Raw genomic sequence first — 25,500 nt, 5'->3', positions numbered from 1 at the left:
CAAGGCTTTTTTTATAGCAAAAGTTAAAAAATAAGAAAAAAGTCGTAGAAATAACTAAAAAAAGTAATCCAGCATAGGAAATCACGTGATAAATTGATATAATACTAAAGATAGTGGTAACTTTTAAGTATAGGAGGAAAAAGAATGTTACGTTTTTTTCCGCAAAAAAACAAGTATATTCAAGAAAAAAGTGATTTTCATTTTGCGGCTGAAGGTCCCATTCCTCAGCATATCGCAATCATTATGGACGGAAATGGTCGTTGGGCCCAAAATCGACGTTTACCTCGAGTTGCTGGACATAAAGAAGGGATGGAGACAGTTAAAAAAGTAACCAAACAAGCTTCTCGTTTAGGTGTGAAAGTTTTAACCCTCTATGCTTTTTCAACAGAAAATTGGAAACGACCAAAAGATGAAGTCCGTTTTTTGATGCAACTTCCAGTGGATTTTTTTGATACATTTGTTCCAGAATTGATCAAAGAAAACGTTCAGGTTCGTGTCATGGGCTATGAAGAAGTATTACCTGAACATACACAAGATGCTGTTCGTCGAGCAATTGAGCAAACAAAAGATAATACTGGAATGATCCTTAACTTTGCTTTGAATTATGGAAGCAGAGCAGAGATTGTGACAGCAGTCAAAAAAATTGCTGAAGAAGTCAAAAATGAAGAAACTGCGATTGAAGCTATTGACGAAGAACTGATTGCAGATCATCTCATGACTGGTTTTTTGCCAACCGAATGGCGGGATCCTGAATTGGTTATTCGAACAAGTGGGGAAGAAAGAATTAGTAACTTCTTGCTTTGGCAACTTGCATACAGCGAATTGTATTTCACAAAAGCTTTGTGGCCTGATTTTGATGGGGCGCATCTAGAAGAAGCAATCGCAGCATTTCAAAACAGAGACCGTCGTTTCGGTGGCGTGAAGAAAACAGAGAAAGAAGGAGATCAGTCATGAAGCAACGAGTGATCACAGCTGCTATTGCCCTGGTCCTATTTATACCAATTATATGGATCGGTGGAATCACAATCGAATTTGTAGCAGCTTTGTTAGCAGTCGTCGGTGTCTATGAGTTATTCCGTATGAAGGGCTTGACGTTGTTAAGTTTTGAAGGAATATTATCAGCGATTGGAGCAGTCATTTTAGTTCTACCAAAAGAACGTTGGTTTTTCTTTTTATCGGAGAAGACAAGCACGTTTATGCTCTTTTACTTGATCGTCATGATCTTGTTAGGGACATCAGTTATTTCAAAGAATACCTATACGATTGATGAAGCGGGATTCCCGGTAATTACTAGTTTATATGTAGGTATTGGATTTCAAAATTTCGTCAATGCAAGAACAGAAGGTTTGGCAGTCTTGCTCTTTGGATTATTTGTCGTTTGGGCAACTGATATCGGTGCTTATATGGTTGGAAGACAATACGGAAAACATAAGTTAAGTCCAGATGTTTCACCGAATAAAACAATCGAAGGAGCATTAGGTGGTATTGCTAGTGCATTAGTCGTTGCTTTGTTGTACTTCTTGTTCTATCCAGCCAAAGAATTATTTGGACATGGGCTGTTCTTCATGCTCCTTGTAACGATGCTCTTATCGATCGTGGGACAATTTGGTGATCTCGTTGAATCTTCAATCAAACGTCACTACGATGTCAAAGATTCTGGGAATATCTTACCAGGGCATGGCGGGATACTAGATCGTTTTGATAGTTTGCTTTTTGTCTTTCCAATCATGCATTTATTTGGATTGATTTAGTGATCATCAAAGACTTGAATGAGCACTTGCCTAATCGTCTACTCATTTATAAATAACAATAGTTTAATAGGATGCCAATGAGTTGTTAACTAAATATGGGTATGGGAATGAAGCATTATCTTTTTTCAAATCAATATGCGAGCTTTATGTTCACATCTTACTCAAAAAAGAATACGTGGTGTCTTAGAAGTTGTTCGTTCAGAAAATAAGCCGAATAATCCAGAAGAAAAATAGTTTTGGATTATTCGGCTTATTTCTAAAAATTGATTATTTCCAGCGCCACCTCTTTTCTTTAAAAAAACTAGGGCTATTGGTGAATAGCTATTAATATGGTAAAATTAAGATGTTTTATTTAACCTAAAAAAAAGTAAAGGAGAATGTAAAATGAAAACAATTATTACATTTATTATTGTTTTTGGCATTTTGGTCATTGTTCATGAATTTGGACACTTCTTCTTTGCGAAACGATCAGGAATTCTCGTTCGAGAGTTTGCAATTGGTATGGGACCCAAAATTTATGGGCATCAAGCTAAGGACGGAACTACCTATACACTACGTTTATTGCCAATCGGAGGTTATGTGAGGATGGCAGGAAACGGGGACGATGAAACAGAGATGGCTCCGGGAATGCCGTTATCTCTTTTATTAAATTCTGATGGTATCGTAGAGAAAATCAATTTAAGTAAAAAAGTACAGCTTACAAATAGTATCCCCATGGAATTGATTCGTTATGATCTTGAAGAAGAATTAACGATTACTGGCTATGTCAATGGCGAGGAAGAACAAGAAGTGACTTATTCTGTCGCGCATGATGCTTCGATCATTGAAGCCGATGGCACAGAACTTCGAATCGCTCCAAAAGACGTGCAGTTCCAATCAGCCAAATTATGGCAACGGATGTTGACGAATTTCGCAGGACCAATGAATAATTTCTTGTTAGCTATTTTGTTATTTATTCTGCTTGCTTTTATGCATGGCGGAGTTCAAGTCACTAACACGAATCAAATTGGCGAAGTCTTACCTAATGGTGCAGCACAAACTGCTGGTTTAAAAGAAAATGATAAAATCTTGGAGATCAATGGTAATGCCATTCATTCTTGGGGAGATCTAACGGCTACGATCACCGAGAATCCTGGGAAAAAACTCAATGTTGAAGTCGAGCGCAATGGTCAGAAACAAACCCTTTCAGTAACACCAGGCGTGGTAGAATCGAATGGAAAAAAATATGGGCAATTAGGAATCAAAGCACCAATGAAAACGGGATTTTTTGACAAAATCATTGGAGGAACACAACAAGCTTTCAGTAGTTCATTAGAAATTTTTAAAGCACTAGGCTCATTATTTACAAACTTTAGTTTAAATAAATTGGGCGGTCCTGTAATGATGTTCCAATTATCTTCAGAAGCTGCAGATCAAGGAATATTAACGGTCATTAGCTTGATGGCCATTCTTTCGATGAATTTGGGAATCGTTAACTTATTACCAATTCCAGCGCTTGACGGAGGAAAGCTTGTCTTGAACGTCGTGGAAGGGATTCGTGGAAAACCAATCAGCCAAGAAAAAGAAGGCTTTATCACATTAGCAGGCTTCGGTTTATTGATGCTTTTAATGGTATTAGTCACATGGAATGATATCCAACGATTCTTTTTCTAGAAAAAGTTTATAAATAGGGTATAATTACAAACGATAAATGATTATATGAGAAATGAAGGAGTATATAGAATGAGACAATCAAAAATGTTGATTCCAACATTACGAGAAGTTCCAAATGATGCAGAAGTACTAAGTCATCAAATTTTATTAAGAGCAGGGTATATTCGCCAAGTTTCAGCTGGTATTTATTCTTATTTGCCTCTTGCTAATCGTGTATTGGAAAAATTAAAAACGATCATGCGTGAAGAATTTGAAAAGATTGGCGCTGTCGAAATGTTGATGCCAGCTCTCTTACCTGCGGAATTGTGGGAAGAATCTGGTCGTTATGAAACTTACGGCCCAAATTTATATCGTCTCAATGATCGTAATGATCGCAAAATGATCTTAGGTCCAACTCATGAAGAAACATTTACTGAATTGATTCGCAATGAAGTCAATTCCTATAAAAAATTGCCGTTGAACCTTTACCAAATCCAGACAAAATATCGTGATGAAAAACGTCCACGGTTTGGGTTATTACGTGGCAGAGAATTTATTATGAAAGATGCTTACTCTTTCCATTCATCAGAAGAAAGTTTAGATGAAGCGTATAAAGATTATGAAAAAGCATATACTGAGATTTTCAAACGTTGTGGGTTAGATTTCCGAGCAATCATTGGTGATGGTGGCGCAATGGGTGGTAAAGATTCAAAAGAATTCATGGCGATCTCAGAAATCGGTGAAGATACGATCTGTTACTCAACAGAAAGCGATTATGCCGCTAACTTAGAAATGGCGACAAGTTATTATGTCCCTAAAAAATCACATGAAACACAACTTGAATTAGAAAAAATTGCGACACCAGATGTAAAAACGATTGAAGAAGTAGCGAACTTCTTTGAAACTGAGCCACAAAAAATCATCAAATCTGTTTTATTTATGGCTGACGAAAACCCAGTATTGGTATTAGTACGTGGGGACCACGATGTCAATGATGTGAAACTGAAAAACTTTTTAGCGGTTGATTTCTTAGAAGAAGCAACAGAAGAAGATGCTCAAAAATACCTAGGAGCAGATTTCGGCTCTGTTGGTCCAATCGGTGTAGCAGAAGAAGTAAAAGTCTACGCTGATCGTCATGTCCAAGACTTAGCGAACGCTATTACTGGAGCGAATGAAACTGGGTTCCATTATGTGAATGTCAACCCAGAACGAGATTTTGAAGTGATCTCATATGAAGATCTTCGCTTTGTTCAAGAAGGAGATCCATCACCTGATAATAATGGTGTATTGGCATTTACACGTGGAATCGAAATCGGACATATCTTTAAATTAGGCACACGCTATAGTGAATCAATGGGCGCAACCGTATTAGATGAAAATGGACGTGAAAAATTTGTCATTATGGGTTGTTACGGAATTGGCGTAAGTCGTCTGCTTTCAGCAATCGTTGAACAAAATTCAGATGAAAATGGCATTAACTGGCCTAAAGGAATCGCGCCTTTTGATTTACATGTTGTTCAAATGAATCTAAAAGACGAAAACCAAACGAACTTAACCGAAGAAGTCGAACAAACGATGTTAGCTGCTGGTTATCAAGTACTCGTTGACGATCGTAATGAGCGTGCAGGTGTGAAATTTGCAGATTCTGACTTAATTGGCTGTCCAATTAGAATTACAGTAGGTAAAAAAGCGGTGGATGGTATCGTTGAAGTCAAAATTAAGAAAACTGGGGAAATGGTTGAAGTTCGCAAAGAAGAGCTAGCAAATACGTTACCCATTCTTTTAAATCAATAAAATACAGTCAAGAAAGAAAATTCTTGCTTGAAATGAAAGACAAGCCTAACAAATAGTTGGGCTTGTCTTTTTTCTAATGAGACTGAGGCAAGTTTTGGCTCGGTATCCTTCGTTTTTTGTTTCTCACATTTGTTCGAATGAAAAATCATACTGGCTCTTTAGTAAGAAGAAATTGATTTGTGTTACAAAATCGTTCTTAATAAATCGTTGGCACCAATCCTCCATCAAGTCGCAAGGCAGCGCCAGAAAAAGAAGTTGCATAGGGGCTAGAAACAAAGGCAACAAAACGCCCGATTTCTTCTGGTCGGATCAAGCGTTGGATCTGTGAGAGTGGACGATGATTTTTCATAAAATCTTGTTCCCATTCAGATTCAGGTAATTGGCTGTCTGCGTACATTGTTGTTAACATTTCTTGAACGCCCTCTGTCAAGGTGGAGCCAGGCACGATCGTGTTGACGGTCACTTGAGAGCCAACAGTCAATTTGGATAAACTTTTTGCTAAAGAAAGATTCATCGTTTTGGTCATACTGTATTGAGCCATTTCACCTGAAGGCATCACTGCTTCTTCACTCGCAATAAAAAGGATACGACCAAAATCTTGCTTCAACATTTTAGGTAAATAATTTTTGGCTAATGCATTTCCAGCAAGAACATTGACTTGGAAAAAATGTTCCCAAATATCATCTGTGATAGCTAAATAATCCATCGGTTCAAAAATCCCCATATTATTGATCAAAATATCTACTGTAGGAAATTGCGTAAACAGTTCTTGCCGTGCTTCTGGATCTGCTAAATCAAATGGCGCACGCTGAGGGTTAGTTTGGGGGAATTTTTCTTTTAATTCAGTGACCACTTGATCAACAAGCGGTGCGTGACGACCATTGATGATGACATCTGCACCTTCTTTTGCCAATTCGATCGCAATGGCCTTTCCGATGCCTTTCGTTGAGCCAGTGACTAACGCAACCTTATGAGATAAACCTAGTTCCATCTTACATCTTCCTCCTTTATTTAAAATCGAATGTATCAGGATTTGGTCCTACCCGAAAATGATCGTTCAGTGCATTCAAAACCGTCATTTCATCTTCAGAAAGAACGAAATCAAAAATGTCAGCATTACTTTTCATTCGTTCGGGCTTAACTGACTTGACCACTAATAAGATGTCTTGCTGGACATCCCAACGTAAGATTACTTGGGCTGGAGTAATATGATGCGCTTCAGCAATCTCTACTATAGTTGGGTGATTCAATAGTTTCCCTTGCATCAAAGGGGACCACGCTTGGATCTTTATTGCATGTTTTGCGCAGAAATTGCGTAGTTCAATTTGAGATAACTTTGGATGTAGTTCCACTTGGTTGAGAACGGGAATGACATTCGCATGTGTCAATAATTTATCTAAATGAGTGATTTGAAAATTGCTAACACCAATCGCTTTGATTTTCCCCGCTTGATATAATTTTTCCAAAGCACGCCATGACTCTAAAAATGCATCTTCGCCAGGCCAATGGATTAAATAAAGATCTAGATAGTCTAGTCCTAGACGTGCTAAACTGGTTTCAAAAGCTTGGATCGTTTCGTCATAGGTTAAATGATCGTTCCAGACTTTGGAGGTTACGAATAGTTCTTCTCGAGAAATTCCAGCAGCTTTCAGCCCTTCTTTGATTCCGATTCCTGTACCAATTTCATTATCATATATTTGAGCAGTATCAATCAACCGATAGCCCTTTACAATGCCTTCTTTGACTACTTCAGCAGTTTGGGTATCAGGGATTTGAAAGACACCAAGTCCTATCCCTGGAATTTCTATTTGGTTATTTAACATGATTCGATCATTCAATGAATGGATCATCTATACTCCTCCTTTAATTTTCAATAGATATAATGTATACTAGATAGGCTCTAATAGATAGTACCTACTTTATTGTGCTATAGTGTCTAAAAAGTAACTATTGGATAGTAAAAGGATTTTAGGAGGGAAATATGATTGAAAAAACGTATAATATTGGTGTAGAAGCCACGATGGATGTTATCGGTGGGAAATGGAAACCGATTATTTTATGCAACTTGCGTCACAGTCCGCTTCGTCCCAGCGACTTAAAACGAAAAATTCCTAATCTTAGCCAAAAGATGTTGACTCAACAATTGCGTGAATTAGAAGCAGACGGTATTGTTGTACGAACCTCATATCATCAGGTTCCACCAAAAGTTGTTTATTCCTTAAGTGAATATGGTCAAACATTAAGTAGTGTGTTAGATGCGTTATGTGATTGGGGCGAACTGCATGTTACTACGTTGCAAGAGCAAGGAGTACCAATCAGCTTACGTTGTGAGGATTCATTTAGCTAAGTAATCAACGATTTAGAACGAGAAAGAAAATTCTTTGTCGTTTTTTTAATGTAAATCCATGTAAAAACGGGTATACTAAATAGTACTGAAAGAAGAAGAGGTTCAAATGAAATAGCATTGATTTGTCCTCGTCAGAAAGGGCGTATGGTTTTGTCAGAAAAACGAGAGTTATTTGAAAAATTGTTGGAACAAATCCAACTAGAAGAAGTGGAAAAAAATCATCCACTAATCTCTGCTGGCGAAATGGAGCGTGTAGTGGTTCACCGCAAATCAAGATTGTGGGAGTTTACCCTACACTTTACTCAAATTTTACCGATCATGCTTTATCGATCATTGCTCCAAAATTTGACACTGGCATTTAAAGATATTGCACAGATCAGATTAACTATCAAAGCTGATGATCAGCAGTTTGATGAAAAATTATTACAAGATTATTGGGCACAAGCTTTAGAAAGCCAACAATGCGATACGCCGTTGGCTCAACAAGTTTTAAAAACACAAGTCCCTATATTGAAGGAAAAGAAAATTGTCTTGCCAGTCGATAGTAATGGCGCGATTAATTATTTAAAGCAACAATATCTACCTTTAGTTGAAACGCTGTTTGTCAGCTACGGGTTCCCTAAATTTCGTATCGAACCTGAAATTGATGAAGAACAAGCAGAACGTGTGCTAAAACTGTTTGAAGAGCGGAAGCAAGAACAAGCAGAAGCGTTCATGAAGCAAGCTGCGGAAAGTTTGATTGTCCATGAACAAAAGAAAAAAGAAAGAAAAGAGCAACTTCCTGTACTAGATGGACCGATCCAGTTAGGTCGTAATATTCCAGCAGATGAACCGACAATACCAATGATCAATATCGTTGAAGAAGAACGTCGTGTGACCTTGGAAGGCTATGTATTTGATAAAGAAGTGCGTGAGCTACGTTCAAAACGTAAAATCCTAACGTTAAAAATCACCGATTATACTTCTTCTTTTATTGTTAAGAAATTTTCAAATAATGAAAAAGATGAACAAATCTTTGATGCAATCAGCGTAGGAAGCTGGTTAAAAGTTAGAGGAAGTATCCAAGAAGATACATTTGTGCGAGACCTGGTGATGAATGCACAAGATATCATTGAGGTGAAGCATGCACCTCGTAAAGACTATGCTCCTGACGATGAGAAACGAGTGGAATTACATGTTCATAGTAATATGAGTACGATGGATGCAACCAATAGTATCTCTGACCTTGTGGCTCAAGCTGGAAAATGGGGACACAAAGCGATTGCGATCACGGATCATGGAGGGGCACAAGCATTTCCTGAAGCGCATAGTGCCGGTAAAAAAGCAGGCGTAAAAATTCTTTATGGGGTTGAAGCCAATGTTGTAGATGATGGTGTGCCGATTGCTTACAATGATGAACATGTTTCTTTGAATGAAGGAACATATGTCGTATTTGACGTGGAAACCACTGGACTATCTGCTGTTTATGATACGATCATCGAATTAGCTGCGGTCAAGATGTATAAAGGGAATGTCATTGAAAGCTTTGATGAATTTATTGATCCCGGACACCCACTTTCCCGCACAACAATTGATCTAACTGGGATCACAGATGAAATGGTACGAGGATCTAAATCAGAAGAAGAAGTCCTACGTCTGTTTCTCGAGTTTTCAAAAGATTCGATTCTGGTCGCCCATAATGCCGCGTTTGATATGGGATTCTTGAATACAAGTTATGCAAAATATGGAATTCCAGAGGCGACGAATCCAGTCATCGATACGCTGGAATTAGCCAGATATCTGTATCCTCAATTTAAACGATTTGGTCTAGGTGTGTTATCTAAAAAATTTGGTGTCAGTCTTGAACAGCATCACCGAGCGATTTACGATGCTGAAGCGACAGGTCATTTAGCATGGATTTTCGTTAAAGAAGCAATGGAAAACCATGAGATGCTCTACCATGATCAACTCAATGCTCATGTGGGAGAAGGCGATTCGTATAAACGAGCAAGGCCATTTCATGTGACGATCTTAGCGAAAAATCAAGCTGGATTAAAAGATTTATTCAAATTAATCTCGATGTCGAATGTGGAATATTTTGAACGTGTCCCACGTATTCCTCGTTCACAACTGAAGAAATTACGTGAGAATCTTTTCATTGGCTCTGCTTGTGATAAAGGTGAGATTTTCGAAGCAATGATGCAAAAAGGAATTGAAGAAGCTAGAAATCGAGCAAAATTTTATGATTATATTGAAGTGATGCCAAAAGCGGTCTATGCACCATTGCTTGAGCAAGAACTAGTCAAAAATGAACATGATTTAGAAGAAATCATCAAAAATCTAGTTGAAATCGGAAAGTCATTGGACAAAATCGTCGTTGCTACTGGGAATGTTCATTACCTTAATGAAGAAGATGCAATCTATCGGAAGATTTTGATTAATTCAATGGGTGGGGCTAATCCGTTGAACCGACATAGTTTGCCTGATGTGCATTTTAGAACAACAGATGAGATGTTGACTGCTTTTAACTTTTTAGGAAAAGACCTAGCGAAAGAAATCGTCGTGGACAATACGAATAAGATTGCTGACCTTTGTGAAGAGGTCATTCCGGTGAAAGATGATTTGTATACGCCAAAAATTCCTGGATCTGAAGAAGAGATTTCTGATTTGAGTTATACCAGAGCTAAACAGTTGTACGGTGATCCATTACCAGAAATCATTGAAAAACGATTAGAAAAAGAATTGAATTCGATCAACGGGAATGGGTTTTCTGTGATCTATTTGATTGCGCAAAAACTGGTGCATAAAAGTAACGAAGATGGTTATTTAGTTGGTTCACGTGGGTCAGTTGGTTCTAGTTTTGTTGCAACGATGACTGGGATCACTGAAGTAAATCCATTAGCCCCTCACTATTATTGTCCTGATTGCCAGTATTCAGAATTCTTTGAAGATGGTACTTACGGTTCGGGGTTTGATATGCCTGAAAAAAAATGTCCGAAATGTGGCGCACGATTAAATAAAGATGGCCATGATATTCCTTTTGAAACGTTCTTAGGGTTCCATGGAGACAAAGTACCAGATATCGATTTGAACTTTTCAGGTGATTACCAAGCAGAAGCGCACAACTATACGAAAGTTTTGTTTGGGGAAGAATATGTTTATCGAGCAGGAACAATCGGTACAGTTGCCGATAAAACAGCTTATGGCTTTGTTAAAGGTTATGAGCGAGATCATAATTTACAATTTCGCAGTGCTGAAGTTGATCGATTAGCCAAAGGTGCGACTGGCGTGAAGCGAACGACTGGACAACATCCAGGGGGGATCATCGTTATTCCCGATTACATGGACGTATATGATTTTACACCGATCCAATATCCAGCAGATGATCAAAATTCAGAATGGAAAACAACGCATTTTGATTTCCATTCTATCCATGATAATGTACTGAAGCTTGATATTCTGGGACATGATGATCCGACAGTAATCCGTATGTTGCAGGATTTATCGGGAATCGATCCACAAACGATCCCAACTGACGATCCAGAAGTAATGAGAATTTTTGCCGGTCCAGATGTCTTGAACGTTACCAGTGAACAGATTTATTCTAAAACAGGGACACTAGGTATCCCAGAGTTTGGGACACGCTTTGTTCGGGGAATGTTGGAAGAAACACATCCAACGACTTTTGCTGAACTCTTACAGATTTCCGGATTATCACATGGGACCGATGTGTGGTTAGGCAATGCAGAAGAATTGATCAAACGTGGGGATGCAACTTTGGCTGAAGTAATTGGTTGTCGGGATGATATCATGGTTTACTTGATCCATGCTGGATTAGATAGTGGGATGGCTTTTAAGATTATGGAAACCGTTCGTAAAGGGCTATGGAACAAGATCCCTGATGAATTACGAGAAACCTATCTATCCGCCATGAAAGAAAACAATGTTCCAGATTGGTACATTGATTCTTGTTCTAAAATCAAATATATGTTCCCAAAAGCCCATGCAGCGGCTTATGTTTTGATGGCCTTACGTGTAGCTTATTTTAAAGTCTATTTCCCTATTTTATACTATTGTGCCTATTTCTCAGTTCGAGCGGATGATTTTAATCTTGTGGCTATGTGTAAAGGGAAAGATGCGGTAAAACAAGCGATGAAAGAAATCACAGATAAAGGTTTGGATGCCTCAGTCAAAGAGAAAAATCAGTTGACCGTCCTTGAATTAGCGAATGAAATGTTGGAAAGAGGCTTCCATTTTGGCATGATCGATCTATATAAATCAGATGCCGTGAACTTCGTGATCGAAGGAGACACATTGATCGCACCATTTAGAGCTGTCCCAAGTTTAGGAACAAACGTTGCAAAACAAATCGTTGAAGCACGAAAAGATGGACCATTCTTATCAAAAGAAGATCTTGCTACACGAGGAAAAGTTTCTAAAACGTTGATTGAGTATATGAACGACAACGGGGTATTGAAAGACCTTCCAGATGAAAACCAACTTTCCTTGTTTGATATGTTCTAATCAAGGGTTAGCGTGGAAGCTTGTCATTTTAAATGAAATATGGTATAGTTATTTATAGGTAATGATACTAACTGTGAGTGAGCGGAATTTTCGCTCACTCTTTTTAATGGAATTACGGAAGCAATTTTAAGGAGGCGAACTTTTTGAGTAGCGTCGTTGAAACAGTCACAGCAATGGTGACTCCGATTTTAGAGGAACAAAATTTTGAACTTGTCGAAGTAGAATTTGTGAAGGAAGGCAAAAGTTGGTTCTTACGAGTATTCATTGACAAAGATGGCGGAATCGATATCGAAGAATGTGCATGGGTTAGCGAAAAACTTAGCGAAAAACTTGATGCAGCAGATCCAGATCCTATCCCACAAGCTTATTTTCTAGAGGTATCATCTCCAGGGGCAGAACGCCCATTAAAAAAAGAGAAAGATTACGAAAAAGCGCTTGGAGAATATATCCATGTTTCTCTTTATCAACCAGTTGATGGAGAAAAACAATATGAAGGATTTCTCCAATCAGTTGATGCTGAACAGCTGATATTGAAAATACGCATAAAAACACGGGAAAAAGAATTAATTCTTGACCGAAAAAATATTGCCAAAGCTCGCTTAGCGATCCAATTTTAATCACGGAGAGGAAACAGAAAAATGAGTAAAGAAATGCTAAACGCATTAGATGCATTAGAAGCTGAAAAAGGGATTTCAAAAGAAATCGTGATCGACGCTTTAGAAGCTGCTTTAGTTTCTGCATACAAACGCCATTATGGTCAAGCTCAAAATGTTGAAGTTGAATTTGATCAAAAGAAAGGGAAAATTCACGTCTATGCTGTGAAAGAAGTTACTGAAGAAGTAATGGATTCACAATTAGAAGTATCATTAAAAGATGCGCTTTTGATTAATCCGGCATATGAGATTGGTGATACCATCCGTTTTGAAGTGACACCAAAAGACTTTGGACGAATTGCTGCACAAACAGCAAAACAAGTTATTTTACAACGTGTCAGAGAAGCAGAAAGAACCATCATTTACAATGAGTTCAGCGCGTATGAAAAAGACATTATGCAAGGTATCGTTGAACGTCAAGATAAACGATATATCTATGTAAATCTTGGAAAGATCGAAGCAGTTTTATCGAAACAAGATCAAATGCCTAATGAATTTTATCAACCGCATGATCGTATCAAAGTGTACGTTTCTCGTGTAGAAAATACGTCAAAAGGTCCACAAGTCTTCGTTAGCCGTAGCCATCCAGATCTATTACGCCGTTTATTCGAACAAGAAGTGCCAGAAGTTTACGATGGGATCGTTGAAATCGTAAGCATTGCTAGAGAAGCGGGCGATCGCTCAAAAGTAGCCGTTCGTTCAAATGATGAAAATATTGATGCAGTTGGAACTTGTGTTGGACCAAAAGGCCAGCGTGTGCAAGCGATCGTGAATGAATTAAAGGGCGAAAACATGGATATCGTTGAGTGGAACGAAGATCCAGCGGTATTTATCACGAATGCTCTGAATCCAGCGCAAGTGATCGATGTGATTTTTGATGAAGAAAATCCTAAAGCTTGTACCGTTGTCGTTCCAGATTACCAATTATCCTTAGCGATTGGTAAACGTGGACAAAATGCACGTTTGGCTGCCAAACTAACAAATCACAAAATCGATATCAAGTCAGAATCAGATATGGCTGAATATTATGAAAAACAAGCGCAAGATCAAGAAGAAGCTTCTGAAGAAGTCGCTCATGATGAAGCGATCGTTCAATCTGATTATACAGATGATGAATATGAAACGATTGCTTTCAACGATGAAACAGTTGAAAATACGGATCAAGATGCTTAACAATTAGCTTAGGAGGCGAAGAGATGAAACAAAGGAAGATTCCTTTACGCAAATCTGTGGTTTCAGGTGAAATGAAACCCAAAAAAGAGATGATTCGAATTACCCGTTCCAAAGAAGGGGAAGTATCGATTGATCCCACTGGGAAAATGCCAGGCCGTGGTGCGTATGTCTCACTTGAGCCAGCTGAAGTACAACAAGCTTGGGATAAGAAGATTCTTGATCGGGCGTTAGAAACGACTTTGACAGATGAATTCTACCAAGAGTTACTCGATTATGTAACCCATCAAAAAGCACGAAAAGAGCTATTCGGTAAATGAATGAAGGAAATCGGCAAAAAGCCATGAATCTCATTGGGTTAGCGATGCGCGCTGGTAAGTTGATTACCGGCGAGGAGTTGACCATTGCAGACATTCGTAAACAGAAAGCAAAGATCGTGTTTGTAGCAAATGATGCGAGTGAGAATACGAAGAAAAAAGTGAAAGATAAGAGTTCATATTATGAAGTTCCTTGCTTTGAACTATTTTCCGAAGCTGAAATCACGCAGATGATTGGGAAGCCTCGCAAAGTATTTGGAATCGTAGATAACGGTTTTGCGAAGAAAACCAAGGAGCTAATTGAAGGTTAGGAAGGTGATTGCATGAGCAACAAACGAATTTATGAACTAGCAAAAGAATTAAATCAGCCTAGTAAAGACGTTGTGGAAAAGGCGCAGCAACTTGGGATTAATGTGAAGAATCACATGGGAGCAATCACAACTGGTGATGAAAAGAAGTTGCAACAAGCGTTCAAAAAACCACAGACGAATAAAAAACCAGCACAGCAAGCCAGCCAAAAGCCAGCCACAAACCAGCCGAATGAACAAAAGAAACAAGAAACAAAAACGAAACAACAAAAAAATAACCGCAACTATCAAGATCGCGGTCAAGGGAGCGGTCAAGTGAATCAAGGAAAAAACCAATCAACAAACCAAAACCGAAGTAATAATGGAGGCGGAAATAACCAAAACCGTCAAGGAGCAACACAAAGTGGCAATCAAAACCGCCAAGGATCAACACAAGGCGGAAACCAAAATCGCCAAGGATCAAACCAAGGTGGTAACCAAAACCGTAACAACAATAATAATCGTGGTAAATTTAACAATAACAACCGCAATCGTTTTAACAAAAAAGGGAAAAAAGGAAAACAACAAACTTCCAATAAACCTGCTGTACCACCACGTAAATTCCGTGAGTTACCAGAAGTATTAGAGTATACTGAAGGCATGAACGTTGCGGATATTGCGAAGAAAATCCATCGTGAACCAGCAGAGATCATCAAAAAATTATTTATGCTTGGCGTAATGGTCAACCAAAACCAAGCACTAGATAAAGATACGATTGAACTCTTATCAACAGATTATGGGATGGAACCACAAGAAAAAATCCAAGTAGATATCGCAGATATCGACAAATTCTTTGAACCAGAAGAATTAAATCCTGATACATTGGTTTCTCGTCCACCAGTTGTAACAATCATGGGACACGTCGACCACGGGAAAACAACATTACTTGATACATTACGTCATTCACGAGTAACAAGTGGCGAAGCTGGTGGGATTACACAACATATCGGTGCCTACCAAATCGATATCGATGGCAAACCAATCACATTCTTAGACACACCTGGGCATGCTGCATTTACAAGTATGCGTGCGCGAGGAGCAAGTATCACTGATATCACGATCTTAGTTGTAGCAGCAGATGACGGTGTTATGCCACAAACAGTCGAAGCAATCAACCATGCGAAAGCAGCTGGCGTACCAATTATCGTTGCTGTTAATAAGATTGATAAACCAGGGGCAAATCCTCAACACGTGATGCAAGAATTAAGTGAATATGAATTGATTCCAGAAGCTTGGGGTGGAGAAACGATTTTCGTTGAAATCTCTGCTAAATTTGGTCAAAATATTGACGAATTGCTAGAAATGATCTTGCTGGTTGCGGAAGTAGAGGATCTAAAAGCAGATCCTAAACAACGAGCAATTGGTACAGTAATTGAAGCACGTCTAGACAAAGGAAAAGGACCTGTTACAACATTACTTGTTCAACAAGGGACTTTAAACGTAGGTGACCCAATTGTAGTAGGAAATACCTATGGACGTGTGCGTGTGATGGTCAACGACTTAGGTCGTCGTGAAAAATCTGCTGGACCAGCAACACCAGTTGAGATCACTGGGTTAAACGATGTGCCACAAGCAGGTGACCGCTTTGTTGTCTTTGAAGATGAAAAAACTGCTCGTGCAGCCGGTGAAGAACGTGCCAAACGTGCGTTGTTAGAACATCGTGCGATCACTAGTCGGGTAACATTGGACAACTTGTTTGAAAGCTTAAAAGAAGGCGAATTAAAAGAAGTAAATGTTATCATTAAAGCTGATGTACAAGGTTCTGCAGAAGCATTGGCTGCTTCATTGCAAAAGATCGATGTAGAAGGCGTACGTGTGAAAATCGTCCATTCTGCAGTTGGTGCCATCAATGAAAGTGATGTAACCCTTGCAGCAGCAAGTAATGCGATCATCATTGGGTTCAATGTTCGTCCTACACCACAAGCTAAAATTCAAGCGGATAATGAAGAAGTGGACATTCGTTTACACCGAATCATTTATAAAGCAATCGAAGAAATCGAAACGGCGATGAAAGGGATGCTAGATCCAGAGTTTGAAGAAAAAATCACTGGTCAAATGATCGTTCGAGAAACATTCAAAGTATCAAAAGTTGGAACGATCGCTGGGGCTTATGTCACAGAAGGATACATTCGACGTGATAGTGGCGTTCGCGTGATCCGTGATGGTATCGTCATTTACGAAGGACAACTAGCTAGCTTGAAACGTTTCAAAGACGATGTAAAAGAAGTTAAAATGGGTTATGAATGTGGTGCAATGATCGAAAAATTCAATGACATCAAAGTCGATGACGTCATCGAAGGCTTCATTATGGAAGAAATCAAAACAAATTAATTTTAGGAGGCCGCTCAATATGGCAAACTATCGAGACCGCCGAGTCGGTCAAGAAATTTTAAAAGAAGTAAATGATATTTTACGCAAAAAAGTTCGTGATCCTCGTGTAGAAAACGTGACAATCACTGATGTCCACGTTACGGGAGATCTACAACAAGCAACCATCTATTATAGTATTTTATCTGACTTAGCTTCAGATAAGAAAAAAGCACAGGAAGGCCTAGCAAAAGCAAGTGGACTGATTCGCCGTGAATTAGGACACAACTTAAGCATCTATAAAACGCCTGAATTAACTTTTGAATTAGATGAGTCAGTGGGGTATGGTAACCACATTGATGAGTTGCTTCGTAATTTAAATAAAGATTAAAACAAAAAGAGCTATAAACCTTAAGAAGTGGGGTTATAGCTCTTTTTTAGTAGTTTTTTTAGTTTTAGCTTTTTATAAAGCAGAGATACCGCAGTTACACCATCATCCAATTTTTTAGAAAAAAAGTTCAAACTACACAATGCAAGTAGTTTAAAATGACAAACGCACAGTACCGTAATTTTACTGTACAGAATACATGAGAAAAAAATGAGCAATTTGTACGTGTCTCGAACAGGTTGTGAAAGAAGCGGTCAACTCCGAACGAATAAGAGAGAATCTTTTAAAATAGCTTTTCTTATTTTGAAAAATTCTCTCTTATTTTTAAGAAGTGGCTTCTTGGACACCGTTTATTAAGAGTTAGATTTATACTTCAGACTCTTTTCGAGATTCGTATATGATCCTCAGTTTTTTGTTTTGGGGAAGACTAGGATCATTTATTCCTTAAAAGCTGCGACTCGTTTTAATCAAAGGCTGCAAATGAAGGATTCAAGCTTGCCTTTGTCTAAGAGAATAACATGAATTGTATTTACAGGTTTGTGAAGTTTTATTACAAGTTTGTTGCCAAATAATAAAAACGTAGCGAAAAAAGGTAAAATCGTCACATTATTGTGGGATGTGTTATAATGACAAAGTTGATATTTTATTGGATAGGGAGAAAAAACATGGACGGATTATTACCTTTGTGGAAAGAACGTGGCATGACAAGTCATGATTGTGTATTTAAATTAAGAAAAATCTTACATATGAAAAAAATTGGTCATGGTGGTACGTTAGACCCTGATGTTGATGGTGTGTTACCGATTTGCCTTGGAAAAGCGACTAAAGTTATCGAATATTTAAGCGATGCAGGAAAAGTATACCAAGGAGAGATTACATTAGGATTTAGTACAACGACAGAAGACAAATCTGGTGAGGTCGTCGAAAGTAAAACAGTTGATCGATTAATCAGTGATGAAGAAATTGATGAAACGATGAAAAGTTTTATCGGGGAAATCACTCAGATACCACCGATGTATTCAGCTGTCAAAGTGAACGGCAAACGTCTTTATGAGTATGCCAGAAACAATGAAACAGTTACACGTCCCGTGCGTAAAGCGCAGATTGAACGTTTTGAAAGAACAAGTGACGTGCATTGGGACCAAGAGAAGGGGTTGCTATCTTGGCGTTTTGAGGTAGTGTGCGGAAAAGGGACTTATGTACGAACGCTTGCTGTTGATACTGGGAAAAAATTAGGCTATCCTGCTCACATGTCCGATCTAACTCGAACAGCTAGTGGAGGAATGAAGAAGGAGCAAGCAATCACTTTACAGCAAGTAGCAGATTATATGCTTGCAGGAACCTTTGAAGAACATTTATTGCCACTAGAAGCTGGTGTCGCTCGTTTTAAGAGAGTAGACATTAGTGATCGTGTTTGGGAAAAAGTTAAAAATGGTATGCGCTTAGATTATCAGGTATTTAACTTAGCAGAAATGCCGACAGAAGAGATCGCACTTTTTTACCAAGACAAAGTAGTAAGTATTTACCAGCCAAATCCAAAAGAAAAAAATAAATTAAAACCAAGCAAAGTGTTGAGGAATGAGGTATAAAAATGAAAATTATCAAAATTAGACATCCTTATCAAGCAGATCAGATCCCACCAGAAGACGTTGTACTTGTTTTAGGCTTTTTTGACGGGGTACATCTAGGCCATCAACGTGTTATCAATCGGGGAAAAGAAATTGCCAAAAAAGAAGGATTGAAATTAGCTTTGATGACTTTCAACCAACATCCTTCAATCGTCTTCAAAAAAATAAATCCAAGTCAAGTAAAATATTTGACTACTCTGGAACAAAAAGAAGAAAAAATGGCCCTATTAGGTGTTGATTATTTATACGAAATCGATTTTACGTCATCGTTTGCTCATTTAGCTCCACAAGAATTTGTCGATCAATATATCGTAGGACTTCATGCAAAATATGCTGTTTCTGGTTTTGACTATACTTACGGACCTAAAGAAATTGCAGATGTAGCGCACTTACCAAATTATGCAAAAAATCGATTTGAAATCATCACTGTACCAAAAGAAGAAGACAGTGGCGAGAAGATTAGTTCGACACGGATACGTGAATTATTAAACGCAGGAGAAATAAATGAAGTAACACGTTTATTGGGGGCTGCTTACGTGGTCGAAGGGGTGGTAGTCCATGGCGATGCTCGTGGTCGCCTGCTAGGATTCCCAACAGCTAACATCAAAGTTAAAAGTACTGTTCATCTTCCAAAAGAAGGTGTCTATGTTTCAGAGATCAAAGTTGGTGAAACGTGGTATCAAGCAATGGGATCAATCGGTCATAATGATACCTTTGGTGATGATCGTGAACTTACCGTTGAATTATATATTTTAAATTTTGCTCAAGATATCTATGGAGAGCATGTAAAAGTCCGTTGGCATCATTTTTTGAGAAACCAAGTGAAATTTCCAAACGTTGAATCATTGATTGAACAACTGAAAGCAGATGAAAAAGCGACAGCGGACTATTTTAAATAAAAGTATTGAATTTAACTGAAGACAATAAAAAAGCCTTTTTTGGTGAAATCATTCGAGTCAGCAAGTAGCTTGCTGACTCTTTTATTATAGAAAAAAGTAAATCGATCGAATAAGCGTATCGTTTGCCTAAAAGACAGGGTGCTATTGTACACTTGATATAGGAAGTATGCAGTAGGTGAAAAAGAAGGGTGGAAAGTATATGTATAAAGATCTAACAAATAAGGTGGCAGTAGTAACTGGAGGATCAAAAGGGATCGGTAAAGCAATCTGTGAACGCTTTGGTAAAGAAAAAATGTGTGTGGTTGTCAACTATCATTCGGATGAAGAAGGGGCACAAGAAGCAGTAGCCGAGATCGAAAAAAATGGTGGCAAAGCAGTAGCTGTCGAAGCGGATGTCAGTACAGAAGAAGGGATGGATCGTCTGCTCAAAGCAGCAATCGAAACGTTCGGAAGTTTAGATATCTGGGTCAATAATGCTGGTATGGAAACGCAAAAACCAACCCATGAGCTGGAATTAGAAGATTGGGAGAAAGTGTTAAAGGTGAACCTAACAGGCGTATTTTTAGGGACAAAAACAGCGTTGAATTATTTTAAAACTCATCAGATCAAAGGTAATATTATCAATATGTCCTCCGTTCACGAACAAATCCCTTGGCCGACATTTGCTCATTACGCAGCATCAAAAGGCGGTGTCAAGCTGTTTACAGAAACAGTAGCCATGGAGTATGCACCAGAAAATATTCGAATCAACAGTATTGGACCAGGGGCGATCAAAACTCCGATTAATGCAGAAAAATTTGAAGATCCAAAAGAAAAAGAAATTCTAGAAAGCATGATACCAATGGAACGAGTGGGTAAACCCGAGGAAGTCGCCGCTGCTGCTGCTTGGCTCGCTTCTAATGAATCCAGTTATGTGACAGGAATTACTTTATTTGTAGATGGTGGCATGAAACTATATCCATCCTTTCAAGGTGGTAAGGGTTAAAGCTACTTACCATTATTATAGAAACAAGAAATAGGAAAAAAATAAATTTAGAATCTAAAAAAACAGTAAACGACATTCAAAGAGCTGACCTTCGGCAATAAGACAAAAATCCACAAAACAGGGGGAGCTGTTTCGAGATTTTTATCTTGTTTGCTCCAACGATTACTCGTCGTAGTTTTTACTTGGCGAGTAATCAGGTCAAACGCTCTTTTCGCAATCTCTTATGCACGGTGCTTATGCATCCAGTTCTTGAAATAAGCCTGAATTTTTTGAAACATGGGAAGCTGTTTCAAAAAATTCAGGCTTATTGTCATCAGAGCAGATCGTTTCTTTCACAGTCTCTCTTTCAAAATAAAAAACTAATTCTTTTTTAGTGAAATGGATGTTTGTTTTTGTAGTTGTTCATAGATCCATGACCCGAAATTAGTGACATAATTAAAGTTACCACCAATTAAGATATCATATTCATTTTCTTTGAAATGCGTGTATTGGATCAATCGATCATTTTTATTAGCATAAACCTCTGAATGATAGTTAAAAAGTTGCTCTTTAAAGGCATCCATTTCGTGAAAATCATCTGTTACAAGAGATAATTTTAATGTGACAGGGACATCAAGCGTCACTTGATAATCTTTTTGGATCATTAGATTTTCCTTGTCACCGTAAAGGAAATCAAACAAATTTTGTTCAGAAAACTTCCATTTTCCTCCAACTTTTGTTCCCTTTAATTTTCCTTCGTGCAGATAGTTTCGAATTGAACGAGTTGTCACACCAAGTTGGTCGGCTAATTCTTGTACTGAATAATAACCTTTCAATATATCCCTCCTAAAAATTAAACCACTATTTAAACACCGTGGTATCGAATTAAAATAAAGTCCTTATGACCCAAAAGTTAGTTTCAGATTGATGAGGAATTAAATATACTTTATAGATTGTAATTATACTAAAATTCTTATAAAAAAAATAGATTTGTTCGTTAAATAATCGTTATGTTTAGAATAAAATAAACAGATAAAGCAGTGTTTTTCAAATTTAAACTTAAAAAATCGTTATTTAAAATAACTTAATAAAAATTTATGATCACTATGGAAATTTGAGGTGATGAAATAAAATAAAAACAAATTTACTTATAGATAGTAATGAATCCAATCAAATAAGTCAGAAGAACAAATCAACATGTCTTAGAAATTTTAGCGTTATATAAAAGAAACGCATAAATTGTTTAATTTTTTTTATTTTATAACTAAGGTTTTAATAATTTTTCTCTCGAACCGTCATTGACAATATTTTCATTCAAAGTTTATACTATATTTAGGAAAAAAAATGAATATTATCGTGCTTTTTCCTAAAAGTTCAGAAAGGAGACTTGTTATGTTTACGAAACCTGTACTAAAAAAAATCTCTGGCAATGTTTTGTCCCCATGTTCTTGTGGGTTATTGATTGGTAACGGTTCTTAATCTAGTCTTCCGATGTCCATTTTTAATTGGAAAATAAAGTTGCCCTACAAAACTCCCCTGTTAAAAAGGCGACTTTATTTTCCTATTTAATATAGTCAAAATGTTATTATTCGTTTGTGATGCTAATAAAAGAGGTGAGTGATCTATGAAAATCAAGGAAAATTTATACGCGTATCCTTTTCTTGATGAAATGATTCTCCATAATGTTCTAAGAAGCAGCTGGCTAGTGATTTCTAAAGAAGAGTTAGAGTTGGTGAAGCTACGAAAGTATTCAGCATTATCCGAGTCTACGCAAAAAAAACTAAAAATCTTTCAGCTTCTATTAGACGAGCCATTAAAAGTAAAAAAAAATGAAGTCACCATTCCTGAAACCGCTTATTTGGCGTTGACACATCAATGTAATTTAAAATGTGTGTATTGTTACGCAGAAGCAGATATGACCAAGAACTATCCGGATCAATTGTCTTTAATTGAATGGTTCCAACTATTAGATCAATTAAAAGACTGTGGTGTAAAAAAAGTCATTTTTACTGGTGGAGAAATAGGACTGAATCATGATTCTTTAAAATATATCGATTATGCTTATCAACTAGGCTTATCGGTTGGTTTGATCACTAATGGAACCTTGATTGGAAAAAAAAGGAATGCACAATTCTTGGCAGATCGATGCGAATCAATGACCATCAGCTTGGATTCGATTGATAAAGAAGAAAATGACAAGAACCGTGGTAGAGGTTGTTATGAAATAGCAATGAGAGGTATCCGTAATCTTTTAGATATCGGTTTCCATAATATTTACGTTAATGCAACCGTTACCAACTATAACTTAAAATCAGTTGATCAAACGATTGAGTTTTTTAAAGAGAATGGAATCTCCTATAAATTAGGTGGATTTAGCGAATTAGGAAGAGGTAGTATGGCAGATATTTCATTATCTTTTGAAGAAAGAAAAGAAATCGAGTGCAAAAAAAAAAGTGCTCAACGATCTGCATTTTTAAAGCCATTTACAATTAAAGAATCTTGTGGTTTGGGTTTGGGAGAGTTCGTTATCAATCCAGTTGGGGATATTTTTGCATGTAAATTATTGGAGACAGATGACTATAAATTAGGTAATATCAGAAAAAACAAATTAGCTGATATTTATAACCATAAAGAGATAGAATTGCTTAAATCTCAAAATATCCATCATTTATCTGGTTGTCAAACTTGTTCTTTTCGCTATTTATGCGGTGGTGGTTGTCGTGCGCAACATTATTATCATACCAATGATATTCATGGAGTGGATCGCTCTGAATGTCAATTATTGCAAGAGTTAATAAAAAATCAAATGTATCGTATCTGGAAACAGACAGAAATGACCTGAAGGAGCGTGATTAGGTGAGACTGAACGGCGAATTGGCCTATGAGAAATTAGGGAATGACCTCTATCTTTCCTTGAATGATGAAATCTATCTTTTAGATAATGAAGTATCGATCTATATATTTGAATTATTAAAAACAAATGTAGCACTTAGTCATGTAAAAGAAAAAGTATTAATACGATTTGCTGATTCTGGTGACTATTCTAATGAAGAAAAAGAAAAATATATCACAGAGTTTATCTCAGATCTGATCAACAATCAAATTCTCTTACAAGATCAGGTCAATCAATGAAAACTAGCAAAAGAACAATGCGTTTATCAAAAGATAATCAACATTGTTCTTTTTTGCTTCTTTCTTCTGGCTTCACTCAAATTATCAAATGAAGCGTCATATTTCGGTAAAACTTCTCTTTGTCCGTTACAAGACTCAATTAGATAGAGAAGGGTCTAACTCAGTTCTTTGTTTAAAAATTAAACAATACAGTACGCCTATGATAAAGCCACTGATTGCTGGCAGGATAAAACCAACACCACTGGAAGCAAATGGAATCGTATGAACATACCAATTGGTTAAATTTGTTGTCAAATGATTTTGAATAGGTAATGCTTTGATACCATCAAATAAAGCAGGTATGGCTGTAAAGATTGTCGTCAATTGATAAACGATTCTGCGATTTTGGAAAAAGGCAGAGCAAAGTGCTGGGATGATCATTGCCATGGAAAGAGGATAAAGAATCATTAAAAATGGCATGGTCCAAGCAATAATGGTGTCAAGTCCAAAGTTTGCGGTAATAAAAGAAAGTAATGTAGTGATTCGAAGCCATCCTTTATAGCCGATCTTAGGGAAGCGGACAGAGAAATCTTGGGCAAATGAGGCAATCAATCCCATCGCAGAAGTGAAAACTGCTAATAGCGTCATCAAGGCCATAAAAATCAATCCCACTTTACCAAAATAGGATTGAACGATTTGAGTTAATGCAATCCCTCCGTTTTCGGAGATACCAAAGCGATTTAAAGACATCGTACCTAATGCAATAATCCCCAAATAGATACCACCACATAAAACCATCGTTAATAGACCAGATTTTACAGTATTTTTAGCAATCTGGTCTTCATCATGAATCCCCATTCCTTGAAGCGCACGAATGATCGTAATTCCAAAAGCTAATGAGGCTAATGCGTCCATTGTATTATATCCTTCGATAAAGCCGTTGGTAGTTGCTGCTTGTTGGTAATCCAGTACAGGCTTGGCATCCAATGGACCTAAGGGAAGAATCAAAGCGACGATAAACACAGCGAATAGTAAAATTAAGAATAATGGGTTTAAATATTTTCCAATGATTTTTAATAAATTTGATTCACGAGTTGATAAATAATAGGCTAAGCCAAAGAAAATAACCGAAAAGATAAATAAGCCAATCGTTGTATACTTTTCTGGTAAAATCATTCCTAAACTAAATTGATATCCTAATGCAGCAGTTCTGGGAGTGGCGAATAAAGGTCCTAAGGCCATATGGTTCATAATAAGAAATAAGGTACCATACCACGCAGCCACTGGTTTAGCAAAATCGTACAACCCGCTTGAGCGTGTTTTACTTAAGGCAATCAGTGCAGCTAAAGGTAATAAAGTAGAGGAGATCAAAAAACCAATCCCAGCAGATAACCAATGACTACCTGCAAGTTGACCTAAATGAGCAGGGAAAATAAGGTTACCTGCTCCAAAAAGCATTCCGAAAATGAGTGAAGCTAATAAAAATAATTTCTTTGTTGATAATTTTTCCATCATAAATAACTCCTTAATCGTTTAGTTAACATAAATGAAATGAAGCTAAACGTCTGACTCGTCTTTGTCTAAAAATTTGCATAAATCTTTTCCTTTCTTTGGTGAAAAACACAAAAAGCCCGTTGGAATAATTATTCCAACGGGCAATTGACATTGCGGTACCACCGTTTTTTTTGT

The 25,500-nt window shown here is 37.4% G+C and carries 21 protein-coding genes and 1 other annotated feature (1 of these 22 running past the window's edge); of the genes, 17 read left to right on the top strand and 4 right to left on the bottom strand.

Annotated features, from left to right (window positions below; genetic code table 11):
• The first annotated feature begins 144 nt into the window (after positions 1-144).
• The 4 genes from IGJ23_RS08105 to IGJ23_RS08090 all read left to right on the top strand — a co-directional run bounded on the left by IGJ23_RS08105 (position 145) and on the right by IGJ23_RS08090 (position 5,177).
• Positions 145-954 (top strand): isoprenyl transferase, encoded by an 810-nt coding sequence (locus tag IGJ23_RS08105; RefSeq protein ID WP_010718874.1) that lies wholly within the window; start codon positions 145-147, stop codon positions 952-954.
• Positions 951-1,751, top strand: coding sequence for a phosphatidate cytidylyltransferase (locus IGJ23_RS08100; RefSeq protein ID WP_368016101.1), 801 nt, complete (start codon positions 951-953; stop codon positions 1,749-1,751). Before IGJ23_RS08105 ends, IGJ23_RS08100 begins: the two co-directional genes overlap by 4 nt.
• Positions 1,752-2,135: 384 nt before the next feature.
• Positions 2,136-3,404, top strand: coding sequence for an RIP metalloprotease RseP (gene rseP, locus IGJ23_RS08095; RefSeq protein WP_010718876.1), 1,269 nt, complete (start codon positions 2,136-2,138; stop codon positions 3,402-3,404).
• Between the two features lie 69 nt (positions 3,405-3,473).
• Positions 3,474-5,177, top strand: a complete 1,704-nt coding sequence (locus tag IGJ23_RS08090) for a proline--tRNA ligase (RefSeq protein WP_010718877.1) — start codon at positions 3,474-3,476, stop codon at positions 5,175-5,177.
• 196 nt (positions 5,178-5,373) lie between these two features.
• Here the strand turns inward: IGJ23_RS08090 and IGJ23_RS08085 are convergent, their stop codons facing one another.
• Both IGJ23_RS08085 and IGJ23_RS08080 read right to left on the bottom strand, forming a co-directional pair.
• Positions 5,374-6,168 (bottom strand): SDR family NAD(P)-dependent oxidoreductase, encoded by a 795-nt coding sequence (locus IGJ23_RS08085; protein WP_438774838.1) that lies wholly within the window; start codon positions 6,166-6,168, stop codon positions 5,374-5,376.
• A gap of 16 nt (positions 6,169-6,184) precedes the next feature.
• Positions 6,185-7,027 (bottom strand): aldo/keto reductase, encoded by an 843-nt coding sequence (locus IGJ23_RS08080; protein ID WP_438774837.1) that lies wholly within the window; start codon positions 7,025-7,027, stop codon positions 6,185-6,187.
• Positions 7,028-7,158: 131 nt separating this feature from the next.
• Between IGJ23_RS08080 and IGJ23_RS08075 the strand changes: the two genes are divergently transcribed.
• The 11 genes from IGJ23_RS08075 to IGJ23_RS08025 all read left to right on the top strand — a co-directional run bounded on the left by IGJ23_RS08075 (position 7,159) and on the right by IGJ23_RS08025 (position 20,721).
• Entirely contained in the window at positions 7,159-7,524 is a 366-nt protein-coding gene (locus IGJ23_RS08075) for a winged helix-turn-helix transcriptional regulator (RefSeq protein ID WP_010737776.1), read from the top strand.
• Between the two features lie 150 nt (positions 7,525-7,674).
• Positions 7,675-12,027 carry a PolC-type DNA polymerase III gene (locus tag IGJ23_RS08070; RefSeq protein WP_034698557.1) on the top strand — a complete coding sequence of 1,451 codons (4,353 nt, stop codon included), beginning with the start codon at positions 7,675-7,677 and terminating at the stop codon, positions 12,025-12,027.
• A gap of 143 nt (positions 12,028-12,170) precedes the next feature.
• On the top strand, positions 12,171-12,644 hold the full coding sequence (rimP, locus tag IGJ23_RS08065) for a ribosome maturation factor RimP (RefSeq protein ID WP_010718882.1): 474 nt from the start codon (positions 12,171-12,173) through the stop codon (positions 12,642-12,644).
• Positions 12,645-12,665: 21 nt separating this feature from the next.
• The gene (gene nusA, locus IGJ23_RS08060) at positions 12,666-13,853 is read left to right on the top strand and encodes a transcription termination factor NusA (RefSeq protein WP_096708951.1); all 1,188 of its coding nucleotides are present in this window, start codon (positions 12,666-12,668) and stop codon (positions 13,851-13,853) included.
• A 23-nt stretch (positions 13,854-13,876) separates the two neighbouring features.
• Positions 13,877-14,170: an RNase P modulator RnpM gene (rnpM, locus tag IGJ23_RS08055; protein ID WP_010718884.1), complete on the top strand. Its 294-nt coding sequence runs from the start codon at positions 13,877-13,879 to the stop codon at positions 14,168-14,170.
• Complete coding sequence (locus IGJ23_RS08050) at positions 14,167-14,478, top strand: YlxQ-related RNA-binding protein (RefSeq protein ID WP_010718885.1); 312 nt, start codon at positions 14,167-14,169, stop codon at positions 14,476-14,478. The genes rnpM and IGJ23_RS08050 overlap by 4 nt, the downstream gene beginning before the upstream one ends.
• A 12-nt stretch (positions 14,479-14,490) precedes the next feature.
• A complete protein-coding gene (gene infB, locus IGJ23_RS08045; protein ID WP_438774836.1) occupies positions 14,491-16,845 on the top strand; it encodes a translation initiation factor IF-2 in 2,355 nt (784 codons plus the stop codon).
• Between the two features lie 19 nt (positions 16,846-16,864).
• Complete coding sequence (gene rbfA / locus IGJ23_RS08040) at positions 16,865-17,212, top strand: 30S ribosome-binding factor RbfA (protein ID WP_010718887.1); 348 nt, start codon at positions 16,865-16,867, stop codon at positions 17,210-17,212.
• Positions 17,213-17,874: 662 nt separating this feature from the next.
• Positions 17,875-18,798, top strand: a complete 924-nt coding sequence (truB, locus tag IGJ23_RS08035) for a tRNA pseudouridine(55) synthase TruB (protein WP_010718888.1) — start codon at positions 17,875-17,877, stop codon at positions 18,796-18,798.
• Between the two features lie 2 nt (positions 18,799-18,800).
• A complete protein-coding gene (gene ribF / locus IGJ23_RS08030) occupies positions 18,801-19,736 on the top strand; it encodes a riboflavin biosynthesis protein RibF (RefSeq protein ID WP_438774835.1) in 936 nt (311 codons plus the stop codon).
• A gap of 199 nt (positions 19,737-19,935) precedes the next feature.
• Complete coding sequence (locus IGJ23_RS08025; RefSeq protein WP_034698325.1) at positions 19,936-20,721, top strand: glucose-1-dehydrogenase; 786 nt, start codon at positions 19,936-19,938, stop codon at positions 20,719-20,721.
• Positions 20,722-21,080: 359 nt separating this feature from the next.
• Here IGJ23_RS08025 and IGJ23_RS08020 read toward each other — a convergent pair whose 3' ends face one another.
• Entirely contained in the window at positions 21,081-21,536 is a 456-nt protein-coding gene (locus IGJ23_RS08020; RefSeq protein ID WP_010718891.1) for a helix-turn-helix domain-containing protein, read from the bottom strand.
• A 788-nt stretch (positions 21,537-22,324) separates the two neighbouring features.
• Here IGJ23_RS08020 and IGJ23_RS08015 point away from each other — a divergent pair.
• Together IGJ23_RS08015 and IGJ23_RS08010 are read left to right on the top strand one after the other, a co-directional pair.
• Positions 22,325-23,542 (top strand): radical SAM protein, encoded by a 1,218-nt coding sequence (locus IGJ23_RS08015; RefSeq protein ID WP_438774834.1) that lies wholly within the window; start codon positions 22,325-22,327, stop codon positions 23,540-23,542.
• A gap of 14 nt (positions 23,543-23,556) precedes the next feature.
• Entirely contained in the window at positions 23,557-23,832 is a 276-nt protein-coding gene (locus IGJ23_RS08010) for a hypothetical protein (protein WP_010737768.1), read from the top strand.
• A gap of 135 nt (positions 23,833-23,967) precedes the next feature.
• On the opposite strand, the gene brnQ is transcribed toward IGJ23_RS08010, so the two are convergent.
• Complete coding sequence (brnQ, locus tag IGJ23_RS08005) at positions 23,968-25,326, bottom strand: branched-chain amino acid transport system II carrier protein (protein ID WP_034698322.1); 1,359 nt, start codon at positions 25,324-25,326, stop codon at positions 23,968-23,970.
• 133 nt (positions 25,327-25,459) lie between these two features.
• Positions 25,460-25,500: a binding site (T-box leader), on the bottom strand (it continues 197 nt past the right edge of the window).

Origin of the sequence: Enterococcus sp. DIV1682a, assembly GCF_051711005.1 — a bacterium.
GTDB lineage: Bacteria > Bacillota > Bacilli > Lactobacillales > Enterococcaceae > Enterococcus_B > Enterococcus_B hirae.
Note: the sequence above shows the minus strand (reverse complement) of the source record. Positions and strands in the feature narration are given on the sequence as shown.